We start from the raw sequence: 26,562 nt of genomic DNA, 5'->3' as shown, positions 1-26,562 counted from the left end.
ACTTCCTGTCTGAAAGTTGCCATCTGTTGACCTTGGCAGGCAGGCGACTGGAGGTAGAAGCCGTCCGCTATACAAGCGTGGTTACTCCGCGTTGAGGCGCGATCCAGCCCACACAAGCCCTTCATTTCATAACGACTCCCTGACCACAAGCGGGCAATCTACCGGCTGGGCACCCGAGACTTCGAGGCCATCGATCAAGTACCGGGCGGCATTGCGGCCGATCTCGTAATACGGCAGTTGCACGGTGGTCAGCGCAGGGATGAACAGTTCGGAGATGCCGATCATATTGTCATAGCCCAGCACGGCGACATCACCGGGGATTTTCAGGCCACGGCCCAGCAGCAGTTGGTAGGCACAAAAGGCTATGCGGTCATTGCCGCAAATCAGAATATCGAACTGCGGACGGCCATCAATCATGTGCCGTTCGAGGATGGCTGCGGTTTCCCCATAGGCGTCGTGCTCGGAGAGGTCGTATTGCAAGAGTTCGCCGGTAGCCATGCCGAATGCCTGGCAGGCACGCTGCATACCCGCCTGGCGAATTTTCCAGGCCAGGCTCTTTTTTGGCAGATTGATAAACAACGGACGTCGGTAGCCCTGGCTGAACGCATGGTGCAAGGCGCGGTACTGCCCTGTTTCGTCGTCTGGCACATAACTGACGAGGCTGCTGTCATCGGCTACGCAGTTGGCGAGCACCAGCGGTTTGCTTTTCAAGCGCTGGGGAATAGTTACTTCGCGCAACCCCATGGCGCTGAAGATCAACCCGTCAGGTCGGTGGGACAGCATCAGGTCGACGTTCTGGTCGGTGGGCGGGTTGCTTAGCAGGTTGAGGATAAATACGTTCCAGCCTGCTTGCTGTGCGGTCTGCTCGATGGACAGCAGCAGTTCGACCGCAAACGGCGTTGTCGCGGTGTCCAGCGCAAACACTCCGATGGTTCGTGTCTGCAAGTTGTCGCCGCGAATCCTGCGCGCTGACAGGCTGGGTACGAATTGAAGCTCGTCAATCGCGCTACGGACTCGCTGATACGTCTCGGGGCTCAGTTTTTCCGGATTATTGAGTGCCCGAGATACCGTCATCAGGGACACACCGGCCAATCGTGCAACGTCTTTAACTGAGGTCATGCAAGGCGGGGCCTGTCAGGTTGACTGATAATTATCATGCTACAGAGGCCTGATTTTTTTCGCGACTTCAATGATTTACCTGTAAGTATCCCGAGGAGAGTTCCCAGGCGCTGGCAATACGCACCCGGCCTCCAGTTCCGTTGGCAATAAGCTTGACCCCCAGGCTGTCGGTCTGTGGATAAAGGCGGCTACTGAAGCTGAAGCGGCCGTTTTGATCGAATACCTCAATGGATGAGCGATCCAGGAAGACTCGCAACTCAAGCCGCTCCTGTTGTGGGTCTATTGCTACGCTGCGTTGACCGTTGACGTGGGTGCCCGACTGATCGCGGTCCAGTATCAAACGTTTTAGCGACGCATCGTAGTAAAGCAGAGTTTGCTCCTTGCCATCTGAACTGCAACGCAACGCCACTCCCAGGTGACCTTCGATGCAGTCGAGCAGGTCCAGGTGTACGTGGATTTCGAGCAGATCGCCGTGTACGTCATTCAGCCACTGAGTGCCCGGTCCGCTCCACCAGGGAGTGCCTGGCAATGACGCGTTGCGCAATGCTGTCAGTTCGCGAGCGGGGTGCACGCAAAGTCGATCGTCACGCAACTCGAGTTCGCGTGGCAGGCCGAGCATTCCGCGCCAGTGATGGTTTGCAGTGGGGGTCGGGCTTTCCCACATATCGAGCCACGCCCACACCAGACGTCTGCCATCGGCAGCCACAAGGGTCTGCGCAGCATAGAAGTCGTGGCCGTTATCCAGTTCGATAAAGGGCCCGCCGTTGAACTGCCATTGGCTGTCAATTTGGCCCACTCGGTAGCCGGTATGAAACTTGTTTAGTCGCTCGTAGCCCTGCGCTGGCATGCCTTGCGGGGAGTAAAGCAGTACATCGCGTCCATCAAGGCGAAACAGGTCTGGGCATTCCCACATATAACCATCGCCGTCGTTGCCACTGGACACATAGCTCACGAATTCCCAGGCGTGCAGGTCCGCAGACCGGTACAACGGCAGCAGCGGCTCGTCGCCCAGGCGCGCGCCGGCAATCAGGTACCAGTGGTCATCCTGCTGCCAGACCTTCGGGTCACGGAAATGAATGATCGTGTCTTGCGGCGGGCTGTCGATGACGGCGCCGTGTTTGACGAAGTTGATGCCGTCGAGACTGGTGGCCAGGCACTGCACCTGACGGATCATAAGCTCGTCGCCTACCTCACCCAGCCAGGTGTGTCCGGTGTAGATCAAAGCCAGTGTGTCGCCACACACCACTGCGCTGCCGGAAAAACAACCGTCCCGGTCGCAGTCATCGCCCGGTGCCAATGCAATGGGCAGGTGCTGCCAATGGACCAGATCAGCACTCTTGGCGTGGCCCCAGTACATCGGGCCCCATTTCGCATCGAAGGGGTGGTGCTGATAAAACACGTGGTATTCGCCGCGAAAGTACACCACCCCGTTAGGGTCGTTCATCCAGCCCGCAGGCGGGGCCAGGTGATAACCGGGTCGATAATCGTGGATTACCTGCGCCAGGCTATCCCTCAATGCATGGTGCGCGCGCTCAAGGGCGGTGGACATTGGACCTTTCATGGCATTCACAGAAAAACTCATAGGGAACCCGCTTGTACGAAGTGCGGCGTGGTGTCGTGGGTCAGGTGTTGGTCGGCGTCAGAGTGGCGTTTCAAGGCCAGGCCATCGGCGTCGAACACGTGCAGATTTTCGGTATCGAAATGCAGCGCGACCCGGTCGCCCACCTGCCATCCGGCTTTTGCTTCGCACCGGCAGATCAAGGGTTCGTTCTCGTCTGTAGCGAGGTGCACGTAGACCTCGCTGCCCAGGTATTCGACACCGCTCACGGTGACGCCAGTGCCACTGTTCGCTGCACTTAGAGATATGTGTTCCGGACGGACACCCAGGGTCAATTGCGCGTCTTCGGCAAGGTTCGAGCTGTCGAAGGGCAGTGATGTCATGCCCAGTGCCGGGATATCGATCAGGCTGTTGCGGCTTGGTGCGTGCAAGCGTACTGACAGAAAATTCATTCTCGGCGAGCCCAGAAAACCGGCGACGAAGTGGCTGGCGGGGCGCTCGTAGAGTTCGCGTGGTGAGCCAACCTGTTCGACCTGACCGCCGTTGAGGACGACAATTTTGTCAGCCAGGGTCATGGCCTCTACCTGATCGTGAGTGACGTAGATCATGGTCGAGCCCAGCCGTTTGTGGAGACGCGCGATTTCGTTGCGCATCTGCACCCGCAACGAGGCATCAAGGTTGGAGAGCGGTTCATCGAACAACAAAATGTCCGGTTCCCGCGCCATGGCTCTGCCCATTGCAACACGCTGGCGCTGCCCACCGGACAGCTCTCTGGGTTTGCGTTGCAGCAGTTTTTCCAGTTGCAGGATCTGTGCGGTTTTCAGCACGCGTTCGCGCAGGCTGCCTTTTTCAGTCTTGGCCAGCTTGAGACCGAAACTGATGTTGTCGTAGACGCTCATGTGCGGATACAAAGCGTAAGACTGAAAGACCATGCCGACGCCACGCTCGCGCGGTTCCAGGTCATTGACCCGGCGTCCGTCGATCAGCAGGTCGCCACCACAGATCGAGTCCAGTCCGGCGATCAAGCGCAGCAGAGTTGACTTTCCGCAGCCCGAAGGGCCAACGAACACAACGAACTCACCTGCAGCGATCTCCAGGCTGACGTCGCGCAGAATACGTGTGCCGCCCAATTGCTTGTTGATGTTGGCTAGCTTCAATTTCATCATGATGCTGTTCCTCGTCAGTTGTGTGCATCAACCTTTCAACGCGCCTGCAGTGAGGCCGGAAACGATGCGGCGCTGGAAGATCAGCACCAGAATCACCAGGGGGACGGTCACCAGTACCGACGCCGCCATCAACAGACCCCAGGGCAATTCGTGAGAGCTACCACCTGAAATCAGGGCGATGGCGACCGGGACCGTTCGTTGGGCATCTGTCAGGGTGAAGGTCAGGGCAAACAGGAATTCGTTCCACGCGGCAATAAAAGCCAGCAGGCCGGTGGTGACCAGCGCGGGCCACAGCAGTGGCAACAGCACACGGGTGAGCGTGACCCAAGGCGAGGCACCATCCATGATTGCCGCTTCCTCCAGTTCATGCGGCAGTTGCCCCATGAACGTGGTCAGCACCCAGACGGTGAAGGGCAGGGTGAAAATCGTGTAGCTGAGGATCAACGCCCATGAGGTGTTATAGAGACCCAGCGCGCGGATGACTTCAAACAGCCCCGACAGCACCGCGACCTGAGGAAACATGGAGACGCCGAGAACCATCATCAGGACCGTGCCGCGCCCACGGAACTTGACCCTGCCCAAGGCATAGGACGCGGTCAGACCGAGAAACAGCGCCAGCATCACGACACTCAGCGCAACCACCAGCGAGTTGGCGATGGCCTGCAGGAATGACGGCTGGCTGAGAACTGCCGCGTAATTGGAGAAGTCGGGTTTGGCAATCCAGTAGCTAGCCTCGAACAAGGCACTGGAAGGCTTCAGCGATGTCACGATGGCGTAGTAGAAAGGGAAGATCGCGTAGAGCAGCAAGATCCCGATCAGGCACCAGAAACCTGCACGTAAGAGTGCTTTCTTCAGTTGGCGCAGGTTCATGAACGCACCTCCAGTTGGCGACGGCCGAGGTACAGATAAAGCATGGCAATCACTGCCACGACCAGAAACAGCAGGGTCGAGGCTGCGCTGCCGTAGCCTACGTCCTGGAATTCCACCAAATGCTGGCGGGCATAGACCGACATGCTCATGGTGCTCGAGGAATTGGAGGTCAGCACATAGATGACGTCGAACACCCGTAGTGAGTCGAGGATGCGAAAGATTGCCGCGACCAACAAGGCCGGCATCAGCAACGGCAACGTGACACGCCAGAACACCCGCAGCGGATGAATGCCGTCGACTCTGGCAGCCTCGTAGCAATCGCTTGGCAGCATCTGCAGGGCCGCCAGCATCAGCAAGGTGACGAAGGGCACGGTCTTCCAGACGTCGACGATGATGACAGCCCACATCGACAGGTCCGCATCTGCCGTCCAGGCCAGCGGCGCGTCGATCAGGCCCAGGCTCAGCATCATGTGGTTGATGATGCCGAACTGGTCATTGAGCATCCATGACCAGATCTTCGCCGAGACAATAGTCGGAATCGCCCAGGGGATCAGGATCAACGCACGGACCAGCGCGCGGCCAGTGAATTTGACGTTCAACAGCAACGCCACCAACAGGCCCAGGACCATTTCCAGCCCTACCGACACCGCGGTGAAATGCAAGGTGTTGCGCACCGCGTTCCACCATTGCGGATCGACCAGGACGCCTGACCAGAGGTTGCCGTCGTAGAGCAGATAATTGCTCAGGCCAATGAATGAGCCGCCTTCAGTGTCCGACAGATCGGCGTCGGTAAGGCTGAACCAGAAAGTGCGAAGTAACGGCCAGGCCGCCACCAGCGTCAGGCACACCAGCATCGGCGTCAGAAACAGCCAGGCGGCACGTAACCTGCGACGTTGCACAGGCGTTTCCCGGGTAATCAGGACGTCGTCACCGGGAAAGTCGATAGAAGAGGAAGGCATGTTGATCTCCTTACATGTGGCTTACCAGTTCCGGCGCTTGATGCGCGTCAGGTCGCGTTCCAGGTCGACCAGTGCCTGATCGACCGGCAAATCGCCCGCCAGCACGCTATGCACTCGATCAAAGAACGCGTTGGAGACACGCGGGTAGCCGCTGGCGGTGATGGCGGCAGGGCGCATGACCCCATTGCTGAGGATGCCGTGCAACTGGGTGTAGTAAGGCATCGCCGCGAGCAACTCGGGGTCGGTATAAAGCGACTCGATAACCGGGTTGTAAGCGCCTGCCAGGGCACGCTGTTTTTGCTGTTGGGCACTGGTCAGGTACGCCACCAGTTCTGCGGCAAGCTTGGGGTTGCTGCTGTATCGCGATACCGCCAGGCCCCAGCCTCCGAGCGTGGAAGCATGAGTACCGTTCGCACCGCCACGCGGCAGGGGAGCGACGCCAACCTTGTCTTTTACCGCGCTGTCCTTGCTTTGCACCAAGGCCCAGACGTAAGGCCAGTTACGCATGAACAGCGCGTTACCCGACTGGAATACACCGCGCCCTTCTTCCTCGGTGTAATTGAGTACGCCGCGCGGGGAGATGTCGCCGACCCAGCTTTTTGCCAGGGTCAATGCGGCTCTTGAGGCCTGGCTGTTCACCACGATGTCTCCTCGTGGGTTGATCAGTCCGCCGTCCGGCTGGCTGCTGATCCATTCCAGGGCGTTGCACGTCAGGCCTTCATAGGCGCGCCCCTGGAAGACATAGCCCCACATATTGGCGTTGCCCGCATCGCGCTCGGCCTGTTGCACCTGCCTGGCGGTAGCGGTCATGTCCTCCCAGGTCTGGGGGATCGGCTTTTGGTATTTTTCGAGCAAATCCTTGCGGTAGTACAGCAGCCCCGAGTCGGTGAACCAGGGCATTGTCACCAGCCGGCCGTCGACGGTGGCGTTGTCCACCTGTGCCTGGAAATAGCCTTGTGTCGCATTCGCTGGAAGCAGCTCGCGCAGGTCCGTCAGGTGCGTGGCGAGCATACCCGGCCACACCATGTCGATCTGGATGATGTCGATGTCGGTGGACTTGGCGCTGAGGATCTGCTGGTAGAACGACAGGCGCTCGGTTGCAGAGTTAGGCGTGGAAACCACCTGAACGTTGTTGCCGGTCTGTTTTGACCAGCTATCGACTGCCTCCTTGCACAGTTGCAATTCAGCGCCGACGGCCCCGCACGAGATCGTCAGATCGGCTGCGTTCGACAGCGCAGAAAACCCGGCAGACAGGGTGAGCAGCGCGGCGGGAAGAAGAGATTTCAGCTGTTTCATAGAGCCCTCTTTATTTTTGTTTTTATAAAAGTTAACGTTAACATCGTCAATGTAACAGCGTATTTTCGATGTGGCACCCTTTTTTCTCCGATTTGCACAATTTTGTGCTGAAGGAAAAAGGCTCGGCCAACGTCACGAAAACAATAAAAACAAAACAGGAAGTCCACATGCAGAACGCATCAAGATGGCTACTCGCAGGGGTACTCGGCACCTCGACAACCGTCTCTCAGGCCGCGACTCTGGAAGAGCGGATGGCCGCATTCGAAGCCCGTGCCAGCGCTGCGGAAAAACGTGCAGCCGCAGCCGAACAGCAAACCCAGGCGCTCGCCAGGGAACTTCAGCAACTCAAACTCTCGACCCCCGTTGCGCAGCCTGCCGCACCCACTTCTGCGTCCACCGTTGCGGCCAGTTCACAGCCGGCTCTGGATGATCGCGTGGCAAAACTCGAAGCCCGCCAGCAAAGCATGGACAAGCCAGGCAGTGCCGGACACCTCACCGACGGGTTCAGCTTCAAGGGCTACGCTCGCTCCGGTCTATTGATCAACGACGGTTTGGGCGGCGGTCGCGGTGGGCCTTATACAACCCCCGCAGGTTCAGTCGGTGGTGCGGTCGGGCGGCTGGGTAACGAAGACGACACCTACATGCGCTTCGATCTGTCGAAAGAAATCTACGCGCAGAACGGCACGCGTTCCAAATTCACCGTCTCCATCGCCGACGGCGTTGAAAGCTATAACGACTGGACGGCCACCGAAAGCAGCCTGAACGTGCGTCAGGTATTTACCGAACTCGACCACATTGCCGCCTTCAAGGGTAATTCGGTGTTCGAGAACGCCACGCTGTGGGCCGGCAAGCGCTTCGACAGGGATAATTTCGATATCCACTGGCTGGACTCGGACGTGGTCTTTCTGGCCGGTACCGGTGGCGGTATCTACGATGTGCAGATGAACAAGGACTGGCGCTCGAACTATTCCCTGATTGGACGTAACTACGGAGATTTCAGTGAGGGCGGCGTCGATGCCGATGTGGAAAGCTACATCCTGACCTCCAACCAATTCTTCGCCAATGGTCAATGGCAGTGGATGTTCAACGCCATTGGCGCAAAGAAAAACGACGTCGGTACGCGCACCAATCAAGCGGGTTTTGCGCCTGCAGATTCAGGCCTGCACACCATGTTGGCCAATCACCAGAAAGACTTTTTCGGCAGGGAAGGCTTCTTCAAGACGGCGTTGCTCTATGGGCAGGGCCTGGGGGCTCAGGTCAAGGACATTGGCGCGGATGGCGAACTGATCGACGACGCCCGCGCGGTGCGTCTGGCCATGTACGGCGAGACACCTATCGCTCCGGGATGGCGCATCGGCCCGAGCCTGCTGGCCGAGCAGAGCAAAGACCGCTACGTCAAAGGCGACGATTACCGCTGGCTCACGCTGAACATGCGCCTGGCCAACGAGATCAACAGTAACTTCGAGATGGCCTACGAGTTGAGTTGGCAAACCATGGACCTTGACCCCAAAGGCTACCTGCAACGCAATGCAGTCGACGGCAACTTCTGGAAGTTCACGGTTGCGCCGACCTTCAAGCCGGACATGGGTGACCTGCTAACGCGTCCCGAATTGCGAGTGTTCGCAAGCCTCATGAACTGGTCTTCGGATCTGGACCGCTACAGCACGACCGGCAACTTCGGCAAAAGTGATTTCAACTCCGGTGGTGTCTGGCAGTTCGGCATCCAGATGGAAACCTGGTTCTAGTGCGGTAGTTCAGATGTGCCAGTGAAAATTCAGGCTCTCAACTCATCGCTGCGCTCAGGGCCTGATTTCTTCAACGGGTTGTTTCGGCACTTTTGAAAACTTGTAAAACAGATTTGGCTCACTCACGACGTACAGGTTGCCGTCGCGATCCATGGTCAGGCCTTCAGGTTGGAGAGCGCTGTTCTGGAGGTCGGAAAATGTACCCAGCAGTGATCGAATGCTGACGAAACGCCCTTTACCGTCCAGTTCTGTGATCGAACGTGACTGATCGCTGAGCAGCAGTAAATGACCGGTTCGCGGATCGTAGTAACCGTCTGAAAGGTCGCGTGCAGCGACGCTTTTCGTGATCCAGTCCAGCCGGTCGGCAATTTTGATCTGCAAACGGCCCTGATCGATGGAGCGCAGAACTCCGGAAACCTCGAACATCTGGCGCGGATCGCGTTCCTTGATCGCGAACAGGCGGTCGTTGGCAGGATCATAGGTCACGCCCTCGAATCCCTTGTTCTGGTTACTTGGGTTGATCAGTAGCGCAATGAACTGGGCTTCCTCGACGTGGATTGGGCGTGCTTGCGTCGGCAACGTGATGATGTCCAGTTGCTGAAGATCTTCATCGCACAGCACGATGCGACCGTTACCCAGATAAGCCAAGCCTTCTGTGTCGTCGAAACCGATCAATGGGTAACGAGCGATTATGTCGCCGTTCGCGTCCAGCGCCAGCAGTTGCATGGGGCCTTTGTTGGTCACTGCCAGCAGTCGATCATTGTCGTAGTCGTAGGTTATCCCGGAGATATTGGCGACGTCCGGGGCAAGTGGTTTGGCGTCGATAACCACATGGAAATCCGGCAACCAGATATTCTTTTCGGCTGCCGTATTGCCCTTCAACCAGGTGCGGCCGTAGTGGTACAGCTGTTGGTGGACCTGAAAGTGTGCCGACACGGCGTAAGCCAGCAGCAGAACCCCCAGAGCACCTGCACTCAGCACTATCTGTGCGAGTGATACCTGCCTTCGAGCGACATTCGACCACGTCAGCCGCTTTGCCTTGATCGTTTCCAACTGCATGGCTTCAGGCACTCCCGCGTGTCGGGCGGCTGGGCGGGTGATTAATCAACATTCTGCTGCCAGGCGAAGCGATAGGCTTTCATGAGCGGTTCCGGTTTACACAGGCCGTTGTCGGCATCGGCATCGACGATGAACCAGTCAGCTCTGGAGGTCTGACCCAGCGGCCGGGCTTTTTCCGGCAAGAAGCAATTGGCCAATTGTTCACCCGGGACCAGAGCAAAGGTGCCGGGATGTTCTCGTAGCCAACGGGCTGACTGTTCGATTGCCGACGGCTTGGCAAAACCGAAATGCACGATGGGTTGGCGTGCATACAGCCAGTGGCCCTCGCGCCAGTTGACCAGTACCAGGTCGGCTCCCTGGGTGACGCTGGCGGCTTGTTCCATCAGGCTCTTGTGTGGATTTTCTCCCTCTATGACGGGTTCGATGAACCCTCTGGCGAACCACAGGCTGAGCCAGACAACCACCACTGCGGGGACCAGTCGCCCAGCCCTGACGCGGTCGTGGAACCAGCGTTTCAACAACCAGGGCAGCAAGGGGGCAGCGACCAGTACCAGACCGGGCAGCGCCGGAAAGATGTAGATCTTGCGTTTGCCACTGGAGAGGCTGAAGAACAACAGCACCAGCAAGACCCAGCCGAGCAGTACCAGAACCCGGCCATCCCGCTTGCTCAGTTGTCGGCGCCATGCCGGGATCAGCCAGGGCAGCACCAGCACCAATGGCAGCCAATACTGGGGGATGACTTTGACGAAGAAATACCAGAATGGCTCGCGATGGTCCCAGGCGCTGGCGTAGCGATTAGCCGTCTGGTGCAAGAGTATTTCCTGCACATAGGCGAAGCCTTCCGGCCCGCCATCACGCACGACCGAGATAACCATCGGCACCAGCCACAGGCAGCATGCAAGTAATAACGCCAGTAGACCCAGCGCCCAGCGGCCTATCTGTCCAGGCATGGCCACGACACCGGACCAGCCTTTACGCGCGGCATAGGCGTAAGGGATCAACATCAATGCGGGAACAAAACCGACGCCCTTGGTGATAATGCCCAGGCCCATGGCCGCACAGCTGAAATAAAACCAGCCCCAGGCCGGTCCGAGCAACAAGTGGCGAACCAGCCCATAGAAGCCCAGCGCAATCCATAAGCACAGGAAGCTATCGATTTGTCCGGTGCGCAGGATGCTGTAGGTCTGATAGGTCGCCAGGAACAGCAAGGCGGCGTACCGTCCGATACGTCGGTTCCACAGACGGCTGCCCAGATCGTAGAGGACTGCGGTGGTCGCGCCTGCAGAGAGCAGCCCGGGCAGGTAAAGCGCGATGTTCGGGCTGCCCGTCAACCAGATGAAGAATGCGGTAGCCCACATGAACAGCGGCGGCTTGTCGGCATAAATCTCCCCGGCCCTGTGCGGGACGAACCACGAGCCGTTCTGCAGCATTTCCAGAGCAACGCCCAGAAAACGTTCTTCGTCCACGTTCTGCGGTAGACGCAGGCCCAGGCCGGCACCGACCAGTAAAACGGCCAGTGCGACCAGTAGCCATCCCTCGAGGCGAGGCGAAAGTTGAGTTCGCAACGTCATTGCTCCTCGGGTGTCTTGGCCTGTCGGCTGATCAGCTGCAGGTTGCGCATGTACACCAGCAGACCAAAGGACTGGCCGGCAATGAAGACCGGGTCCTGTCGATAAATGGCGTAAGCCAGCAAGATAGTGCTGCCCAGCATGCTCAGGTACCAGAAGCCCACCGGAATGATGCTGCGCTTCTTGAATTCGCTGTACAGCCATTGCAGGACAAAGCGTCCGGTAAAGACGGCCTGCCCGACAAAGCCGAGGATCAGCCAGAAGGTTTCGTTGTCCGGTTTCATGACCGCAGTTCCTGTGCTTCAACATCCAGGCGGGTCCGGCGGATCAGCCACCAGACGCCGACCAGATCCAGAATGCCCACCAGTGCGCGGTCCAGATTGCCGTACTTGGACACGCCGGCCTGGCGATGGCGGTGGTTGACGGGGTGCGTGACCATACGGCCGTTATGCCGCTGAATCAGCGCTGGAATGAACCGGTGCATATGGTCGAAGTACGGCAGGCGCAGAAAAGCTGCTCGCTCAATCAGTTTCAGACCGCAACCGGTGTCTGGGGTAGCGTCCTTGAGAAGGCGACTGCGCAGGCCGTTTGCGAATCGCGAGGCCCAGCGTTTACTGGCCGTATCGCGACGATTCACACGGTGCCCTGCCACCAGCTGGATCGCCCCGGGGCCTGCTTCGTGAGCGCGTACCAACGCCAGCATTCCTGGAATGTCCGCAGGGTCGTTCTGACCGTCACCGTCCAGGGTCGCCAGCCAGGTGCCGTTGGCCGCCAGTGCCGCGTGATAGACCGAGGTGCTCTGCCCGAGCGACTGCTCGTGGCGCAGGATCCGCAACACGGTCAGCCCGCTGTCCTTGAGGTGAGTCAGCACTTTCAAGGTGTCGTCTGTGCTGCCGTCATCAACGACCAGGATCTCGTAGCGCTCACCGTCCAGCGCTGTGCAAATCTCTTTTATCAGGCTGGGCAGGTTATCGGCTTCATTTTTGGCCGGTATCACGACGGAGAGAAAGGTGGGCGTGGTCATGGAAGTCCTTGTTATTGAAGTGGCACACAGAGCCGGGCCTGATAATGCTCCCGATACCAGTCGACGAAGGCCCTGACGCCGGTGTCAACCGAGACCTGTGGTTGAAAGTCGATCCATTGGCTCAGCGCACTGACGTCAGCCCAGGTTTTCAATACGTCGCCTGCTTGCAAAGGCAGGTAGCGTCGCTCGGCGCGCAGGCCTAGCGCGGCCTCCAGGCAATCTACGAACTCCAGCAGCTTGACGGGCTGACCGCGGCCGATGTTGAAGAGTTGATGAGGCGGCTCGCTGCCAACGGTGTCGGGCGGCAGCAAGCGCAGACGCAGGATGCTTTCGACAATATCGTCGATGTAAGTGAAGTCCCGGGCCATTTCGCCATGGTTGTAGATATCCACAGGCTGCCCGGCCAACATGGCTTTTGTGAACTTGAACAGCGCCATGTCAGGCCGGCCCCAAGGTCCGTAAACAGTGAAAAAACGCAGCCCTGTGGCGCGCAGGCCGTACAGGTGGGAATAGCTGTAGGCGGTGAGTTCATTGGCGCGCTTGGTGGCGGCATACAGGGACAGCGGCCGGTCGACGGCATCCTCAACCTGAAACGGCATGCGCGTATTGGCACCGTAGACCGAGCTGCTCGACGCGTAGATCAGGTGCGCGGGTCGATACTGCCGACAGGCCTCGAGCACGTTGATAAAGCCGACCAGGTTGGATTGGGCATAAACATTCGGTTGCTCAAGCGAATAACGCACACCGGCCTGGGCTGCCAGGTGGATGACCTGTTCGAATTCATTGCGCGAGAACAGGGCGGACAGACCTTCGGCATCGGTGATGTCCAGCCTGTTGAACGTGAAACCAGGCAAGCGCTGGAGTATGGCCAGTCGCGATTGTTTAAGTTCGACGCTGTAATAGTCGTTGAGGTTGTCGATGCCGACGACCGCTATACCGAGCTCGCACAGACGTTTGGCGACATGGAAGCCAATGAATCCGGCAGCACCTGTCACGAGCACCGTCATGGCTGGATCGCCTGGCCACGACCAATGCCATAGTAGGCAAATCCGGCATCACGCAATTGCGACGGGTCGAACAGGTTGCGGCCATCGAAAACCGCTCGATCCCGCAGTTTCTCGCCGAGCTGGTCCAGATCCAGAACCCGGTAGTCCTGCCATTCGGTCACCACCACCAGAGCGTCAGCACCTTCCAGAGCATCTTGCTTGCACTGCACCAGTTGCAGGTCATCACGCTCGCCATAATGATGCCTGATAGCTTCGATCGCCTGCGGGTCGTGGGCCTGAACCCTGGCACCGGCTGCCCAGAGTGCTTCAAGCAGGGCATGGCTGGATGCTTCGCGAATATCGTCGGTATTGGGTTTGAAGGCCAGCCCCCAGACAGCGAAGACCTTGCCCTTGAGTTCGCCGTGATAATGAGCGTGGATATTTTTAAACAGACGGTGCTTCTGGCGGCGATTGACCTGTTCGACAGCATTGAGCAGCGCTGTCTCCACCCCGTTCTCGCTGGCTGTGCCGATCAGCGCCTGCAAGTCCTTGGGAAAGCATGAGCCACCGAAGCCGCAGCCTGGGTAAATGAAGTCGTAGCCAATGCGAGGGTCGGAGCCAATGCCAAGCCGGACCTGTTCTATGTCGGCACCCACCTGTTCGGCCAGGTTGGCCATCTCGTTGATGAACGAAATCTTGGTCGCCAGCAGGCAGTTGGCAGCGTACTTGGCCAGTTCCGCGCTACGGGCATCCATGATCACAAACTTCTCGCGGTTGCGACTGAACGGCTGATACAACTCGCGCATCTGCTCCAGCGCTTGCGGGCTGGCCCCGCCGACGATAATGCGATCCGGACGCAGGCAATCACTGACCGCGCAGCCTTCCTTGAAAAACTCTGGGTTGCTGATCACTTCAAAGCCGTCATCGCGTCGTGGACTGGCAGCGATTTCAGCGAGCAGGCGGTCAACTGTCCCCACGGGCGAAGTGGACTTGTTGACAATGATCCGAGCACCGTCAGCGTGTCTGAGCACGGAGCGCAGCACGGCAAACACCTGGCTCAGGTCTGCCTTGCCGTCGGCTTGCGCTGGTGTGCCAACTGCGATGAAGACCAACTCTGCAAAGCGGCTGGCGTGCACTTCATCGGTTGTGAAACTTAGTCTTTTGCAGTCCAGGCCGTTGCGGAGAAGTTCGCCAAGACCGGGCTCGAATATAGGGCATATGCCTTCGCGCAGCGCATCAATGCGTTTGCTGTCGACATCCATGCAGCATACGGTGTGGCCCACTTCCGCCAGGCAGGCGGCAAGGGTAAGCCCCACATAACCGGTTCCGAACACTGTCACTTTCAAGTGCTGCTCCTTCTGCTCCATGAATTGAGGAGCCTGGTTTGTTTCAGGCGCCCGAACGCGTCTTGAACAACTAGCGCAAGATAAATGTCATAAATGTGTTAAGAAACGATGACATGAGTTTGTCATGTAGTGAAAAAGCCAAGGGCGGTCATACTTCAAGTGATCAGTTGGCAGCCTCTAGCTTCGCTTCATCATGAAAATAAAAAACAGCCCTCCCAACAATGCCGTCGCAATACCTATAGGCAGATCCTCTGGCGCGATAAGCGTGCGGGAGACGACATCCACCCAGATCATCAATAAAGCACCCAGAAGCGTGGCGACGGGCAACAGTCGTCGATGTTCCGAGCCCACCAGACGTCTGGCGATGTGCGGCACCATCAGGCCGACGAAACCTATGGAGCCGCACAGTGCAACCAGCACGCCGGTCATCAGTGAGGCGATCAGGAAAACCAGCAGGCGCACGTTGCGTACTTGCAGACCAAGGCTTGTGGCGGTCTGATCGCCGCCCATCAATGCGTTCAGGGAACGACCCAGCCCTTGCAAAAGAACCCAGCCAGACAGAACCGTGATCAGTGGCACAACGAGCAGCTCCCAGCGCGCCAGCCCCAGCCCGCCGAGCATCCAGAACAGCACTGAGGAGCTGGCGCGGTGATCGCCCAGAAACAACGACAGGTTAGCGATCGCCATCATTACAAAGGACACGGCCACGCCGCCGAGCAGCAGGCGTTGGCTGTCCAGGCGGCCTTTGTGGCTGGCCAGCCACAGCACCAGGCACAGGCTGACCAGCGAGCCGACGAATGCAGCCAGTGGCAATGTCAGCGTGCCAAGCACTTCCCCTACATGCATGACCACGATAACTGCGCCGAGTGTCGCGCCCGAGGTCGCTCCCAGCAGGTGAGGGTCGGCCAGCGGGTTGCGCGTCGCGGCTTGCAGGACGCTGCCGATCAGCGCCAGTCCCGCGCCTGCCAGCGCGCCCAGTAACACACGTGGCGTGCGTATCAGCCAGACGATGGTTTCCTGTCCCGCGGTCCAGAGGGGTGGGTTTTCGCTCGCGCCGAACAGCTTGAACATCAGGATATCCATCACCCGGTTCAACGGCACAGGGGCCGCGCCGAAGGTGATGCACACCAGGCATGAGAGCAGCAGCACGAGCGTCAGAGTGATCAGCAACCCCGTGTAACGGCGAGGGTGCTCGGTCAGCCACTGCGCCAGGGTCATCGCGTCACGTCATGAAATGCCGCTGCAAGCGTCTCGATGGCCGCGACGTTGTCGATGCCTGGCGTCACCGCCACGTAGGGCAGCACGACATAGCGTCGGTTGCGGATCGCGTCGACGGATTGCAGCGCCGGGTTGCTTTCAAGGAAGTGCTGTTTCTGCGCGGCGCTGACTTCGCCGTAGTCGACGATCACGATAACCTCGGGGTTGCTTTGCACAACCGACTCCCAGTTGACGTGAGTCCAGCTGGCCGCGACGTCGCCCATGACATTCTGCCCGCCCGCGGCGCTGATCAGTGCCTGGGGGATTGCCAGCCGCCCGGCGGTCATGGGCCGGTCTTCACCGCTGTCATACAGGAAAACCCTGGGCGGCGATTTGCCTGCCACGCTTGCCTGAACCTTGCTTACGCTGTGGCGCATTTGCGCAACCAGCGTCTCTGCGCGAGCCTGTACGTCGAATATCCGGCCCAGGTTCAGCAAGTCGTTGTAGACATCCGCAAGCGTCGCTTCAGCGCGCGGCATTATCTGCGCGCAGGACTCGGTCAGCTCATAGGCCTGAATACCCAATGGGGCCAGGCTCTGCGGCGTGACGTCGCCTCCCACCCGCATGCCATAGTTCCAGCCGGCAAAATAGAAGTCGGCGTTGGCATTGAGCAGTGTTTCCAGAGACGGGTATTTGCTGGCCAGCTCGGGCAGATTGCCAAGGTCGCGCAGCAGGCCCTGATCAGGTTTGTTCCAGCCGGTGATGCCGCTGTAGCCGACCATGTGTGATTGCAAGCCCAGGGCAACCATCATTTTGGTGAGGTTTACATCGTTGCTGACTGCACGCTGCGGCGCAGCCGTGAAGGTCACCGAGCGGTCGCAGCTTTGCACGGTGACGGGGTAGGCGCTGGGTTGCGCTTGCACCATCGGGCTGCACAACAAGGTGATCAAAGCCAGGCGGGTGAGCAGGGCGTTCATTTCAGGGTATCCAGGTAATGCGCGGGTAATCACGCAGAGGGTGGCTGTCGACCAGCGCCTTGGCGCCGAATACGTGGAGCAGCATTTCCGGGGTCAGCACTTCCTGGGGCGTGCCTTGCGCAATGAGCCTGCCGTGATGAATGACACACAGGCGATCACAGAATGCCGCCGCCAGATTCAGGTCATGGATACTGGCCAGCGTCGCCACGCCGAGCTGCTTGACCAGCCCCAGCAGTTCCAGTTGATGGCGCGGGTCGAGGTGATTGGTCGGCTCGTCCAGCACCATCAACCGAGGTTCTTGCACCAGTGCCCGCGCCAGCAGGCAACGCTGTTTCTCGCCGCCGGACAATGTGTCGAACCGATGCTGTTCATAGCCCGCCAGCCCTACGGCGTTCAAAGCACTCTGCACAATCGCGCGGTCGTGGGCGCTGTCCGCAGCGAAGAAGCCCTGATGAGGCGCGCGGCCCATGCTCGTTACATCCAGCAGTGTCAGGCCGAATGCATCGGGAAACTCCTGGGCAACCACTGCTACGTGCCTGGCGCACCAGCGTGGGCTGCGGGACCAGATATCGTGAGCGCTGATCGCGACCTTGCCGCTGTGCGGACGGCTGTAGCGGAATGCACAACGCAGCAGGCTGGTCTTGCCGCTGCCATTGGGACCGATCAGGCCGACAAACTCGCCGGCAGCGATTTGCAGGTCGATATCTTTCAGGGCGAAGTGTTCGTGCGCGCAGACCGACGCCTGTTCCGGTGCCCACGCGAGACGCTCTAGCGCGAGCATCAGAAACTCAGGTCCGCAGTCACGTACAGCGAGCGGGGTTCACCCAGAATCCATTGCTGGCCTTCGTTGTACTGACTCGCTGCGTATTGCCGATCAAACAGATTGCGCGCCTGCAAGCCGAGCGTGGTATTGCGCAGTGCTTTCCATGACAGGCTGGCGTCGGCCACGGTGTAGGCGGGCAGTTCGCGGGTGTTGGCGATATCGGCGTATCGGCTGTCGACGTAGCGCAGCCCGGCGCCAATCTGCACAGCACTGCCGAGCTGTTTGTCGAGCCACAGGTTGGCCGTGCGCTTTGGCACATCGACGGGCGTATTGCCGTCACGCGAGACGGCCACGCCCGCTACGCTCTGATCAAATTGGTCATAGCGTGCACGAACGAAGGCCGCGTTGGCGGTCAGGGCCCAGTCCTGTGGCAGTTGCAGCTTCATGCTGGCCTCAAGCCCGTCGGAAGACTGCTGGCCTACCTGTTGGGTGAGGTCAGGATTGCCGGCATCGGTGGTGAGCAGCTTTTTCTTGACGATATGGTAAGCCGCCAGCGTCCACTCCAGGCGCTGGTCCCACAGTGACTGTTTGAAACCTACCTCCGATTGCCTGGCGGTGGCCAGGTCGAATTGTTGCTGTGTGGGGTTGAGAGAGACAAGGCTGCCAACGCCATCGGTGCTGGTCGAGTATTGAGCGTAGGCAGAACTGTCCGGCGTCAGCGCGTAAACCAGTCCGATTTTCCAGTTGTTGCCGATCAGGTCCTTTTCTGTGCGGCTGTCGTCACGCAGGGCGTTGCGTTCGATATCCACGTAGTCACGCCGCACGCCTGTGATTATCGAGAGTTGCTCGCTCAGTTGCGTGCGGTTTTCCCCGAAGACCGACAGTTGTCGGGTCGTGCTTTTGAACAGCTCCGAATAGGGCGACGCACTCTGAAAATTGCCCGGTGCGGGATGTTCGATATCAATGGGGTCTCCCGCCGGATTCACATCGTTGTAGGGGGAATTGTTGGTCAACTTGAAGCGGATACGGTTGACGTCCATTCCCAGCACACTCTGGCTATCCAGCCCGCCCAGACTGTGTTTGAAGGTGAACGTCTGTCGATCTCCCACCTGCTCCTGATTGTGCTTGATGCCGAAATAGCCGCTGCGCGACAGCTGCTGAGTGGCAGCGTCCCAGTTGTAGTTTTCGGCGTTCTGCCAGCGTCGGTGCGAGGTCAGGTAGTAAAGCTGGTTGGATGAAGTGAGCCGGTCGGAGATCTGCCAGTCGGTGGTCAGCCGCGTCCATTGGTCATCGTAATGTTGCTTGTCGTTCTCGATGTTGTAGTTCTTGTCTCGCAAGCCTTCGTGGTAACGGCCGTTGATCATCGGCACGCCGAAGTAGTTCATCGGGCGCTGATTGCCGCCGTCATGGGCGAGGGTGAACGACAGGTCTTCGCTGGCCTGCCAGCGCAGGGCACCGCTGAAGAACGTGCTTTGCGAGTCGCCGTCATTGATCCAGCCGTTGCTGCGCAGCTGATTGAGGTTCAAGCGATAGCTCAATTGATCGGTTAACGAGCCGCCGCTGTCCAGCGCAGTTTGCTGGCTATCGTACGAACCGTAGCCAAGGCGCAGGTGGTTTTCGATATCGCCTTCAAAAGGCTTCTTGGGGATGACATTGATCACTGCCCCGGTAGCACCTTCGCCATAGAGCACGGAGGCCGGGCCGCGCAGCACTTCAATGCGGTCGATTGCCCAGGTATCGACCGGCATGGTGACGGTGCCCATGGCGCTGTACATGCGGCTGCCGTCATACAATTGCATCACCGAGCCCTGACCTGTGAAACCACGCGCGGACAACGCCGTGCCTCCGTCGCCGGGCGTACCGATCGCCGTGATGCCGGGGCTGCGGGCCACGGCCTGCTGCACATTGGCGTCACCGCGACTGCGAACCTCGTCGCCATCGAGCGAGCTGGTGCTGGCCGGGGTCTGCAAGGCCGTCAATGGCAGGCGAGAACCCGCATGCGTAACTGAATCGAGATGCTCTGCATCTTGCGACAGGGCCGTAGCGTTAATCGTGGACGGAGCAAGCTCGACCTGTTCGGAAGCGTTTGCGTAGCTCGCGCTGCTGGCCAGCAGGCAGAGCGTTGCGACTGCACGGCGGGAATGGAAACGAGGGCTGATCATGGATTGAAGGGTCGCTTTGGAGGACTGCGTTTGGTAACCTTTAATTGTTATAACATAACATTTGTAGGCCGGCATACCCGCTTACTAATCTTCAAGGGGTGGGGGCGGTTCGATCTATAGCGCTGGCGAATGCAGAATCTCTTTCAGAAGAGCGGGGCCGCCAGGGAGGTGTTCGGGCATCGCTTCCATGACTTGAGTTAAGTCATGCGAAAAATCGTAGAGTCAAAACCTTGTGTGGACGGTTACGTCAGAAATCAAATCTATCCAGTAACCAGTTAAGTTCCTGGACCGTCAACGCAATTGCCTCATGCATCTCATCGAGAGAGGCGTTGAAACGCCCCGACTCAAGGTGCTTGAACCGAAGGCACAGGCCGTTGTGCTCTCAGCAAAGGATTTTCACGTGTTTACCGTGTCGATTCAGAAAAAAGCAAGGGATCGGACACGGCGACTTTTATGTCCACATTTGACAGATTTCGAAATCAGCACACTAGCGACCATCTGCCTGAAGGCACATTTTTTTACCATCGACCACTTTACATGGCCAGTGATCATTAATATAAGTGTCGGGTTTGAAGCAGGCATTTTGATTATTTACCCAGAATGTTTGCCAGCCAGAGCCTGAAGGTCTCAGATCATTGCATAACGAGTAACCGGTCGATACGAGCCACAGTGTGGTTAATATAGGCAGAGGAAGAGATACATACAGAAGCGTTTTCAAGAAGAGCTTAAACATTACACTTTGAAATTTTGCAGCACGCGTACCGGGTTCTGGAGAAAAAACCTTTCGCGTGGTAAATGCCGCTATTGCAGCATATCCCATCAATATCGCAATAAACGGCGCGGCAAGAAGGGCATAGGCTATATATTGAACTTCTATGATCGGAGCGTTTCTCCAGAGGCGTCCATAGACGGGTGTCACGCCGTCGACAATTATATATACGGCGCTGGCCAGTAGCAGGATAGCCAGTAAAAGCCCCAACACGGTGATGAGGCGAAAGTATTTGGGAAGTGAGTCGATGGATGCACTTTTAACTTTTTTCATAGCTTAGGTAGCCTAAATTGTCCTAGGCGTGGGAGTTCAGGGACTGGTAAGTTGGGCATTATTTGATCGGTGACATTGCGTTTGAACCAGTCTTTGGCGGCTTTTTCCGCTTCGCTCATCAAGGCATCAATAAGATTGTCAGGAAGGCTTCTTATTGAGTTTCTTATGTTGTCAGGATTGATTTTTTTTAGGGTTTCACCGAGCTCTTCTAAGTGGTTGATTGTATAGTCAGTGTAGAGGCGTACCTGTTCTTTTAAGCCGCTCTTGATTCCATTGTTATTGTCTATCACGTTTAAAAAATAACTGGCTGCGAAAACAAATGCCACGCCGATAGCGACAGGTATTATTGCTGATCCTATGAAAACACCGGCGATACCTGCGGCTGCATAGCCGACAGCCGTTGCGATACCCGCTTTGACCAACTCAACGCCGACGCCGACGAAAAGGTCAGACATGACACTTTCGTCAGAGAGAAAGTGCTCAAATAATTCTATTCCTACCGCGACATAGGCGGAAAGTTTAAAACCCTTTATGGCCTCGCCATTGAGGCTGTATTTACCTATACCTACCTCAATAAGCTTCGCATTTTGAGCTAAATATCGTGTTCCCTTGAGCACCGATCTTAGTCCTGGCCTGCCCGTGATGATAACGTACTCCTTACCATTGACTATTGTATATTTAAGTCGGGTCTTATAGCCTCCGATGCGCTTCCACAGTTGCCCTAACTTAAATGTATCACGGGCTGCCATTCCGGTAGGCACTACCCAGTTGGTATTAACCCACTGATGCGCAGTGCTCTGGTAAAGCGACTTGGTACAGCCCCACCCCCCATCCAGTAGTTCTTTATCAGTCCGTGGGCACAGCCAATGCGTTTGTGTGGATCCTTCGTGCGGGGAACTGATGCCTGCCGCCAGGCGATTGGCGTCCTGAAGGGTCAGCACAATCATTTCAGTATGATTTGTGTCTAGGTCATGCTCGAGCTTTTGAGCCTGTTCGTTGGTCAGTCCCATCGTGTCCTCCCTGAATTTCGCAAATGTAAACTCGGACAGCATCCTGGTCAAACTGCGCCTTTGTTAAAAATGTTACAAAAATAATTTCCTGCCGTCATCTGGCTCAAGTCACATCCTCTCTCTGCGCAGCTTGACAGATAAGAGCTCAGGCGGTCTCATTATTCACTTCCAGACTTTATTGCAGGATGCACAGATGATTTTTAATGCACTGGAACAGTTGACTCAGCAGAACAGTCGACTAATCACCTTTGACTCGCCACTGCCTCCCGAGCAAGAGCTGCGTCTGGAAAATTTTTCAGGACGTGAAGCGATTTCTGAACTTTTTGCGTTTGAGGCCACGCTGATATCAAGTGACGCTCGAATTGAGTTGAAAAAGCTTGTGGGCAAGAAGGTTTCCCTCGGTCTCACCCTTGCTGATGGAAATGTGCGTCATCTTAGTGCTCACGTATCGGACTTCGTGCATTTGGGGGCCGATGGAGGCGTCGCCAGCTATCATGCGCGGCTGGTGCCGTGGGTCTGGCTGCTTAGCAGGCGCAGTGATTCGCGCGTTTTTCAGGACAAAACAGTAGAAGAGGTTGTAAGGGAAATTTTTTCCTATTATCAGAGCCTCGCAGTATTTGAGTTTCGTCTGACTCGTCCTCTAAAGAAAATGAGTTACTGTACTCAGTATATGGAGTCAGACTTAAATTTTATTCTTCGTCTCCTCGAAGCTGAAGGTTTATTTTTTACGTTTCAACATTCCCAAGATGAACACTGCATGATGATCATGGATGACAGTCGCGATCTTCCTGCGCTGCCTGCTCAACCCGTCATTCGGTATCATCGCGCATCTGTCACCGAAGAGGCTGACTCGATCACCACGTGGTCATCCTCTCGTAACCTACAGCCTACTCAGTTGGCCATGAAGTCTTTCGACTATAAACAGCCCAGAGATCCGCAACTGGTACAGATGAAATCAATCGCCAAACAGGGCGAGGTGGGAGAGTTTGAAACCTTCGATTATGAGGGGGTATACGGTTACACTGATCTTGAAGATGGCCAACAAAAAGCCCGAAACCGGCTAGAGGCGATGGAGGTATTAGGCAAGCAGTTTTCGGGTTCCAGTAACTGCCGTGTCATGGAGCCTGGATATTTCTTTGAGCTGACGCAGCACTACGATCATGACCAAGATAGCCAGGAGGACAGGCAGTTTTTATTGCTGAGCGTAAATCACTCAGGCCAGAACAACTATCTCAGTCACGGTGAGCCCGGTTACCAGAATTCATTTGAGTGCATCCGTCGTAAGATCCCTTACAGGCATAGACTTTCTACACCGCGGGCTGCAATCCGCGGCCCGCAAACCGCCATCATCGTCGGCCCCCCCGGCGAAGAAATCTACACTGATGAAATGGGCCGTGTAAAAGTGCAGTTCCACTGGGACCGCTATGGCCAGTTCGACGACAAAAGCTCCTGCTGGGTCCGCGTTGCCCAATCCGGTGCCAGCGGCGGTTTCGGCAGCATTCAGATCCCTCGTGTCGGCGACGAAGTCGTAGTGGTATTCCTCGACGGTAACCCTGACCGCCCGCTGATCATGGGCAGTCTCTACAACAGCCAGAACACGCCGCCATGGTCTCTCCCGGCCAACAAGACTCAAAGTGGCTTCCTGACCCGGTCGATGAAAGGCCATGGCGGCACAGCGAACTTCTTTCGCTTTGAAGACAAGGCCGGTGCTGAGCAAGTCATCATGCACGCCGAGCGCAACATGGACACCGAGATTGAATTCGACGAGACGCACAAAGTCGGTAACAACCGCTTGATGACAATTGATGGCATGCAAACCGAGATCATCAAGAAAGACGCTGTGATGAATGTTCAGGAAGGCTCACTGACGATTCAGGTTGATAACCAGTTCATCCAGGTCAATGCCAAGCAGCACATCATTCTTCAGGTAGGCGAAAGCAGTATCACCCTTACGCCGGACGGAATCGAGATCAAAGGCAACGCCATTACCACAGTGAGCAAGGGCACAACTCAAATCACCGGCGCGCCGGTCAGAGTCAATGACTGAGGTAGCGAGCCGATGACCAGCACCAGTATTTATGATCGTATTTAAGAAAGGCTTTTGGCTCAGGGGGCACTAGGCTCTATACGTAAAGTGGCTGCGCTCGGTGATGTTGCGAAAAACAGGCTCGAGCGCGAGTCCGATCGGAATGCTCATTTACAACACGTAGAGTCGAGCGCGACCCCGGCCGTTCCTCGCCTGTTTTTGCCTTGCCTGACCTTCGCTCGCCGACTTTTCGTACAGAACCTAGGCTGCATGGTTCTGGCTACTCATGCCCGCCTTGTTACCACCAACTCCACCGCTGCAATACGGTCCACGTCTTCGTAACCCTCTTCAAGCAGCTCTTCGCCAAACACATCCGGGTCCAGTTCGCGGTAGGTCCATGCCAGGGCCGCATGATCGATATCATCGCGCACGGCCTCGAAGAACGGGTCGTGCTCGCCCACCATGGCCACACCGGTATAGAGCACCAACGAGCCGCCCGGGGTAAGGCGATCCAGCGATTCGCGCAGGATGCGCACTGACAGGTCCGCGCCCAATGCGTCACCGCCGTGGCGGTAGGCGCGGCGCTTGGCGTCTTTCATGTACGGCGGGTTGGCAACGATGAGGTCGAAGTTGCCTGTCAGGCCCGAGAGGATATCGCTGTGGCAGCATTGCATGTTTTCCAGCCCGGCCACCTTGGCGTTGGTCTGAGCGAAATGCAGGGCCTTGGGGTTGATGTCGACGGCGCAGACCTGCGCCTGCGGGCGCGCAACTGCGATCAGCAGGGCACCAGCACCGGTGCCACAGCCGATGTCGACGGCGCGGTTGATCGGGTGCGAAGTGCCTTGCAGATGGCGATTGATGGAGTGCGCAAAGCGATAGGTATCCGGACCGAAAAACACCGAGTCTTCATCGCCGGTAGGAAATGCGGAATGCACCAGTAACAAGTCATCCAGGCTTGAAAATCTCACCCGGCTCTTCAAGCCGTCTTCACTGCGTTGAAGAATACCGGCTTCCAACAACCCTTGAGCCTCTGCAACCGGAAGCATGGATTCCGGTATCGTACGGCTCCAGCCGAAGACATCCCGCAGTGACGCAGCAATGCGGTTTTCCGGGCGTTGATTGACGTGTTGATGAGTCAACGGCGTGGGCGTGATGAAACGATAGCCATTGGTTTTGAGGCGCTGGGCGAGCGCAATCAGCGCGGCGCTGTCGGGCAATGAATGACTCATGGGCGGGCTCCTGTCACTCGCTCGGCCATGCTGCTGACAAACAGGCGAGTGGCATGTAGCCCGGCGGCCGACGCGTGCCTTGCCGGGGACATGCTTTCGATCAACGTAGACATCTTCTCGGACGCTGCTGCCGACTCGAGTTTCATGTGCAGCTCGCGCACATCCGGGTCAGCATCCGCCGACGCAGGCACGGCAAGAACCGGCGATGGCTGAGCGCCGCCTTGCAGATTGCGGAAACGGGATCGAAATGCTTCCGGCAGCCGCTTGCCGACAGGCTGCTGAGCGCTGCCATCCGACAGCCATTCGCCGGCGATCCAGTCGTGCACCAATTGCTTTTCGTAGCCATTGAACACGCCGAACATCGGTGCACCGACCCCTTCAAACAGTTTCCAGAAGCGGCTATTGAGAGGGTCTTCGTGACGCTTGATCCAGCCCCTGTTTTGCAGCACGGCGAGAAACTCCGGGATCTGGTCGGGTTCTGCGAGCCATTCGTTGACTGTCTTGCCGTCCAGACGGCAATAGTCGGAATGCATGTGCTGACCAAAGGTCCGCTTGCGCTCCAGCATGGCGATCACTTCCTGCTCCAGATCGAACGACTGGATGACCTGGGTAGAGCCCATGCCCAACTCGTTCAGTCGGTAGCCATTGGCGACACGGCGATAAAACTCGTCACGCTCCTGGCCCACAGGCAACAGCTCAAGAACGCTCTGCGCAGCCTTGCGTGCGTGGCCGGTGCTGGCGTTATCGATCGTCACATGCAACGTGAAGTAATAAGGGTCGATGCCCAGTTCATTCAGTTCGAACGATGTGATGAGCAAATGCAGCGGCAGCTGTTCATAGCCCAGGTTGTAACCAATCACCTCGGGAAGGTACTGCTCGCTCAGTTGCCCGAGCGACAGCTGAATGGCGCCTTGCAGGTAGGCGTCATCTGCCAGTGGGGCGCTGGTGTCGCAGTCCAGATCAGCCAGTAACTTGCGGTACAGGGAGACATGATTCTGCGCCTGTTCGCCGTCACCCAGTTCTTCCAGGTAAGTACGAATCAGGCCGTGAAAACGGTAGTCTGCCCAATGCGGCAGCAAGCCATACAGCCATGCGCCGTCAACCAGCTTGGTCGGCGCGACCTGCTGAATGAAATACATCGCTTGAGCCTTGGTCTTGAAAAATCGCCTGGGTTGTCCGGCGCGACGTTGTTCAAGATAGAGCGCATAGTGATCGGCTACGACCCCTACGTTCTGCTCCATCCAGTGTTCCAGCGTTTCAGGCTGAGCCGGAAGGTCGCAGTTTTCCCGCTCGGCCAGGGCCAGGCAGTGATTCAGAAACATGACCGCATCGTGTTGATATTCTGGAGCACGTTCACTCATCCATGATTGATAGACGGTTTTTGAACAGGCTTCTTCAACGACGGTTTTGACGACGGCATTGCCGTTCATCACTTGAAGAGACGTCATGAAAATCGTACC

23 protein-coding genes are annotated in these 26,562 nt (G+C 57.4%); 2 read left to right on the top strand and 21 right to left on the bottom strand.

All coding sequences use genetic code 11. From position 1 onward, the window contains the following. Nucleotides 1-126 precede the first annotated feature (126 nt). From AO068_RS03575 to AO068_RS03550, 6 genes are all read right to left on the bottom strand, one after another. On the bottom strand, nt 127-1,119 hold the full coding sequence (locus AO068_RS03575) for a LacI family DNA-binding transcriptional regulator (protein ID WP_057401615.1): 993 nt from the start codon (nt 1,117-1,119) through the stop codon (nt 127-129). Nucleotides 1,120-1,186: 67 nt separating this feature from the next. Continuing rightward, complete coding sequence (locus tag AO068_RS03570) at nt 1,187-2,701, bottom strand: glycoside hydrolase family 32 protein (protein WP_058407672.1); 1,515 nt, start codon at nt 2,699-2,701, stop codon at nt 1,187-1,189. Beyond that, nucleotides 2,698-3,843 carry an ABC transporter ATP-binding protein gene (locus tag AO068_RS03565; RefSeq protein ID WP_058407671.1) on the bottom strand — a complete coding sequence of 382 codons (1,146 nt, stop codon included), beginning with the start codon at nt 3,841-3,843 and terminating at the stop codon, nt 2,698-2,700. The genes AO068_RS03570 and AO068_RS03565 overlap by 4 nt, the downstream gene beginning before the upstream one ends. A 27-nt stretch (nt 3,844-3,870) precedes the next feature. After that, nucleotides 3,871-4,713: a carbohydrate ABC transporter permease gene (locus AO068_RS03560; protein WP_058407670.1), complete on the bottom strand. Its 843-nt coding sequence runs from the start codon at nt 4,711-4,713 to the stop codon at nt 3,871-3,873. Further along, the gene (locus AO068_RS03555; protein ID WP_058407669.1) at nt 4,710-5,672 is read right to left on the bottom strand and encodes a carbohydrate ABC transporter permease; all 963 of its coding nucleotides are present in this window, start codon (nt 5,670-5,672) and stop codon (nt 4,710-4,712) included. The genes AO068_RS03560 and AO068_RS03555 overlap by 4 nt, the downstream gene beginning before the upstream one ends. 21 nt (nt 5,673-5,693) lie before the next feature. After that, complete coding sequence (locus AO068_RS03550; RefSeq protein WP_058407668.1) at nt 5,694-6,968, bottom strand: ABC transporter substrate-binding protein; 1,275 nt, start codon at nt 6,966-6,968, stop codon at nt 5,694-5,696. Between the two features lie 167 nt (nt 6,969-7,135). On the opposite strand from AO068_RS03550, the gene AO068_RS03545 reads away from it, so the two are divergent. Beyond that, on the top strand, nt 7,136-8,713 hold the full coding sequence (locus tag AO068_RS03545; protein WP_058407667.1) for a carbohydrate porin: 1,578 nt from the start codon (nt 7,136-7,138) through the stop codon (nt 8,711-8,713). Nucleotides 8,714-8,767: 54 nt separating this feature from the next. Here the strand turns inward: AO068_RS03545 and AO068_RS03540 are convergent, their stop codons facing one another. The 13 genes from AO068_RS03540 to AO068_RS03485 all read right to left on the bottom strand — a co-directional run bounded on the left by AO068_RS03540 (nt 8,768) and on the right by AO068_RS03485 (nt 21,847). Then, nucleotides 8,768-9,772, bottom strand: coding sequence for an SdiA-regulated domain-containing protein (locus tag AO068_RS03540; protein ID WP_058407666.1), 1,005 nt, complete (start codon nt 9,770-9,772; stop codon nt 8,768-8,770). A gap of 41 nt (nt 9,773-9,813) precedes the next feature. Continuing rightward, nucleotides 9,814-11,343: an ArnT family glycosyltransferase gene (locus AO068_RS03535; protein ID WP_010213817.1), complete on the bottom strand. Its 1,530-nt coding sequence runs from the start codon at nt 11,341-11,343 to the stop codon at nt 9,814-9,816. Beyond that, on the bottom strand, nt 11,340-11,624 hold the full coding sequence (locus AO068_RS03530) for a lipid-A-disaccharide synthase N-terminal domain-containing protein (protein WP_010213815.1): 285 nt from the start codon (nt 11,622-11,624) through the stop codon (nt 11,340-11,342). Before AO068_RS03530 ends, AO068_RS03535 begins: the two co-directional genes overlap by 4 nt. Then, on the bottom strand, nt 11,621-12,364 hold the full coding sequence (locus tag AO068_RS03525) for a glycosyltransferase family 2 protein (protein WP_010213812.1): 744 nt from the start codon (nt 12,362-12,364) through the stop codon (nt 11,621-11,623). The genes AO068_RS03530 and AO068_RS03525 overlap by 4 nt, the downstream gene beginning before the upstream one ends. Before the next feature lie 11 nt (nt 12,365-12,375). Further along, on the bottom strand, nt 12,376-13,371 hold the full coding sequence (locus tag AO068_RS03520) for an NAD-dependent epimerase (RefSeq protein WP_058407665.1): 996 nt from the start codon (nt 13,369-13,371) through the stop codon (nt 12,376-12,378). Continuing rightward, the gene (locus AO068_RS03515; protein WP_058407700.1) at nt 13,368-14,696 is read right to left on the bottom strand and encodes a UDP-glucose dehydrogenase family protein; all 1,329 of its coding nucleotides are present in this window, start codon (nt 14,694-14,696) and stop codon (nt 13,368-13,370) included. The genes AO068_RS03520 and AO068_RS03515 overlap by 4 nt, the downstream gene beginning before the upstream one ends. A gap of 177 nt (nt 14,697-14,873) precedes the next feature. After that, the gene (locus AO068_RS03510; protein ID WP_058407664.1) at nt 14,874-15,914 is read right to left on the bottom strand and encodes a FecCD family ABC transporter permease; all 1,041 of its coding nucleotides are present in this window, start codon (nt 15,912-15,914) and stop codon (nt 14,874-14,876) included. Next, the gene (locus AO068_RS03505) at nt 15,911-16,870 is read right to left on the bottom strand and encodes an ABC transporter substrate-binding protein (RefSeq protein ID WP_058407663.1); all 960 of its coding nucleotides are present in this window, start codon (nt 16,868-16,870) and stop codon (nt 15,911-15,913) included. The genes AO068_RS03510 and AO068_RS03505 overlap by 4 nt, the downstream gene beginning before the upstream one ends. A gap of 1 nt (nt 16,871) precedes the next feature. Next, a complete protein-coding gene (locus AO068_RS03500) occupies nt 16,872-17,651 on the bottom strand; it encodes an ABC transporter ATP-binding protein (protein WP_044324359.1) in 780 nt (259 codons plus the stop codon). Then, a complete protein-coding gene (locus tag AO068_RS03495; RefSeq protein ID WP_235592586.1) occupies nt 17,651-19,795 on the bottom strand; it encodes a TonB-dependent receptor in 2,145 nt (714 codons plus the stop codon). Before AO068_RS03495 ends, AO068_RS03500 begins: the two co-directional genes overlap by 1 nt. Before the next feature lie 247 nt (nt 19,796-20,042). Continuing rightward, nucleotides 20,043-20,165: a transposase gene (locus tag AO068_RS29620; RefSeq protein WP_147467855.1), complete on the bottom strand. Its 123-nt coding sequence runs from the start codon at nt 20,163-20,165 to the stop codon at nt 20,043-20,045. 117 nt (nt 20,166-20,282) lie between these two features. After that, entirely contained in the window at nt 20,283-20,837 is a 555-nt protein-coding gene (locus AO068_RS03490; protein WP_044423902.1) for a hypothetical protein, read from the bottom strand. Then, nucleotides 20,834-21,847, bottom strand: a complete 1,014-nt coding sequence (locus AO068_RS03485) for a hypothetical protein (RefSeq protein WP_063611893.1) — start codon at nt 21,845-21,847, stop codon at nt 20,834-20,836. The genes AO068_RS03490 and AO068_RS03485 overlap by 4 nt, the downstream gene beginning before the upstream one ends. A 193-nt stretch (nt 21,848-22,040) precedes the next feature. Between AO068_RS03485 and AO068_RS03480 the strand changes: the two genes are divergently transcribed. Beyond that, the gene (locus tag AO068_RS03480) at nt 22,041-23,894 is read left to right on the top strand and encodes a type VI secretion system Vgr family protein (RefSeq protein ID WP_058407661.1); all 1,854 of its coding nucleotides are present in this window, start codon (nt 22,041-22,043) and stop codon (nt 23,892-23,894) included. A gap of 263 nt (nt 23,895-24,157) precedes the next feature. Here the strand turns inward: AO068_RS03480 and AO068_RS03475 are convergent, their stop codons facing one another. Both AO068_RS03475 and AO068_RS03470 read right to left on the bottom strand, forming a co-directional pair. Beyond that, nucleotides 24,158-25,102, bottom strand: coding sequence for a N5-glutamine methyltransferase family protein (locus AO068_RS03475; protein ID WP_058407660.1), 945 nt, complete (start codon nt 25,100-25,102; stop codon nt 24,158-24,160). After that, nucleotides 25,099-26,550, bottom strand: a complete 1,452-nt coding sequence (locus AO068_RS03470; protein ID WP_058407698.1) for an iron-containing redox enzyme family protein — start codon at nt 26,548-26,550, stop codon at nt 25,099-25,101. Before AO068_RS03470 ends, AO068_RS03475 begins: the two co-directional genes overlap by 4 nt. Between the last annotated feature and the right edge of the window lie 12 nt (nt 26,551-26,562).

It is taken from the genome of Pseudomonas sp. ICMP 3272, from assembly GCF_001466905.1.
GTDB lineage: Bacteria > Pseudomonadota > Gammaproteobacteria > Pseudomonadales > Pseudomonadaceae > Aquipseudomonas > Aquipseudomonas amygdali.
This window is presented reverse-complemented; position numbering and strand designations above follow the sequence as displayed.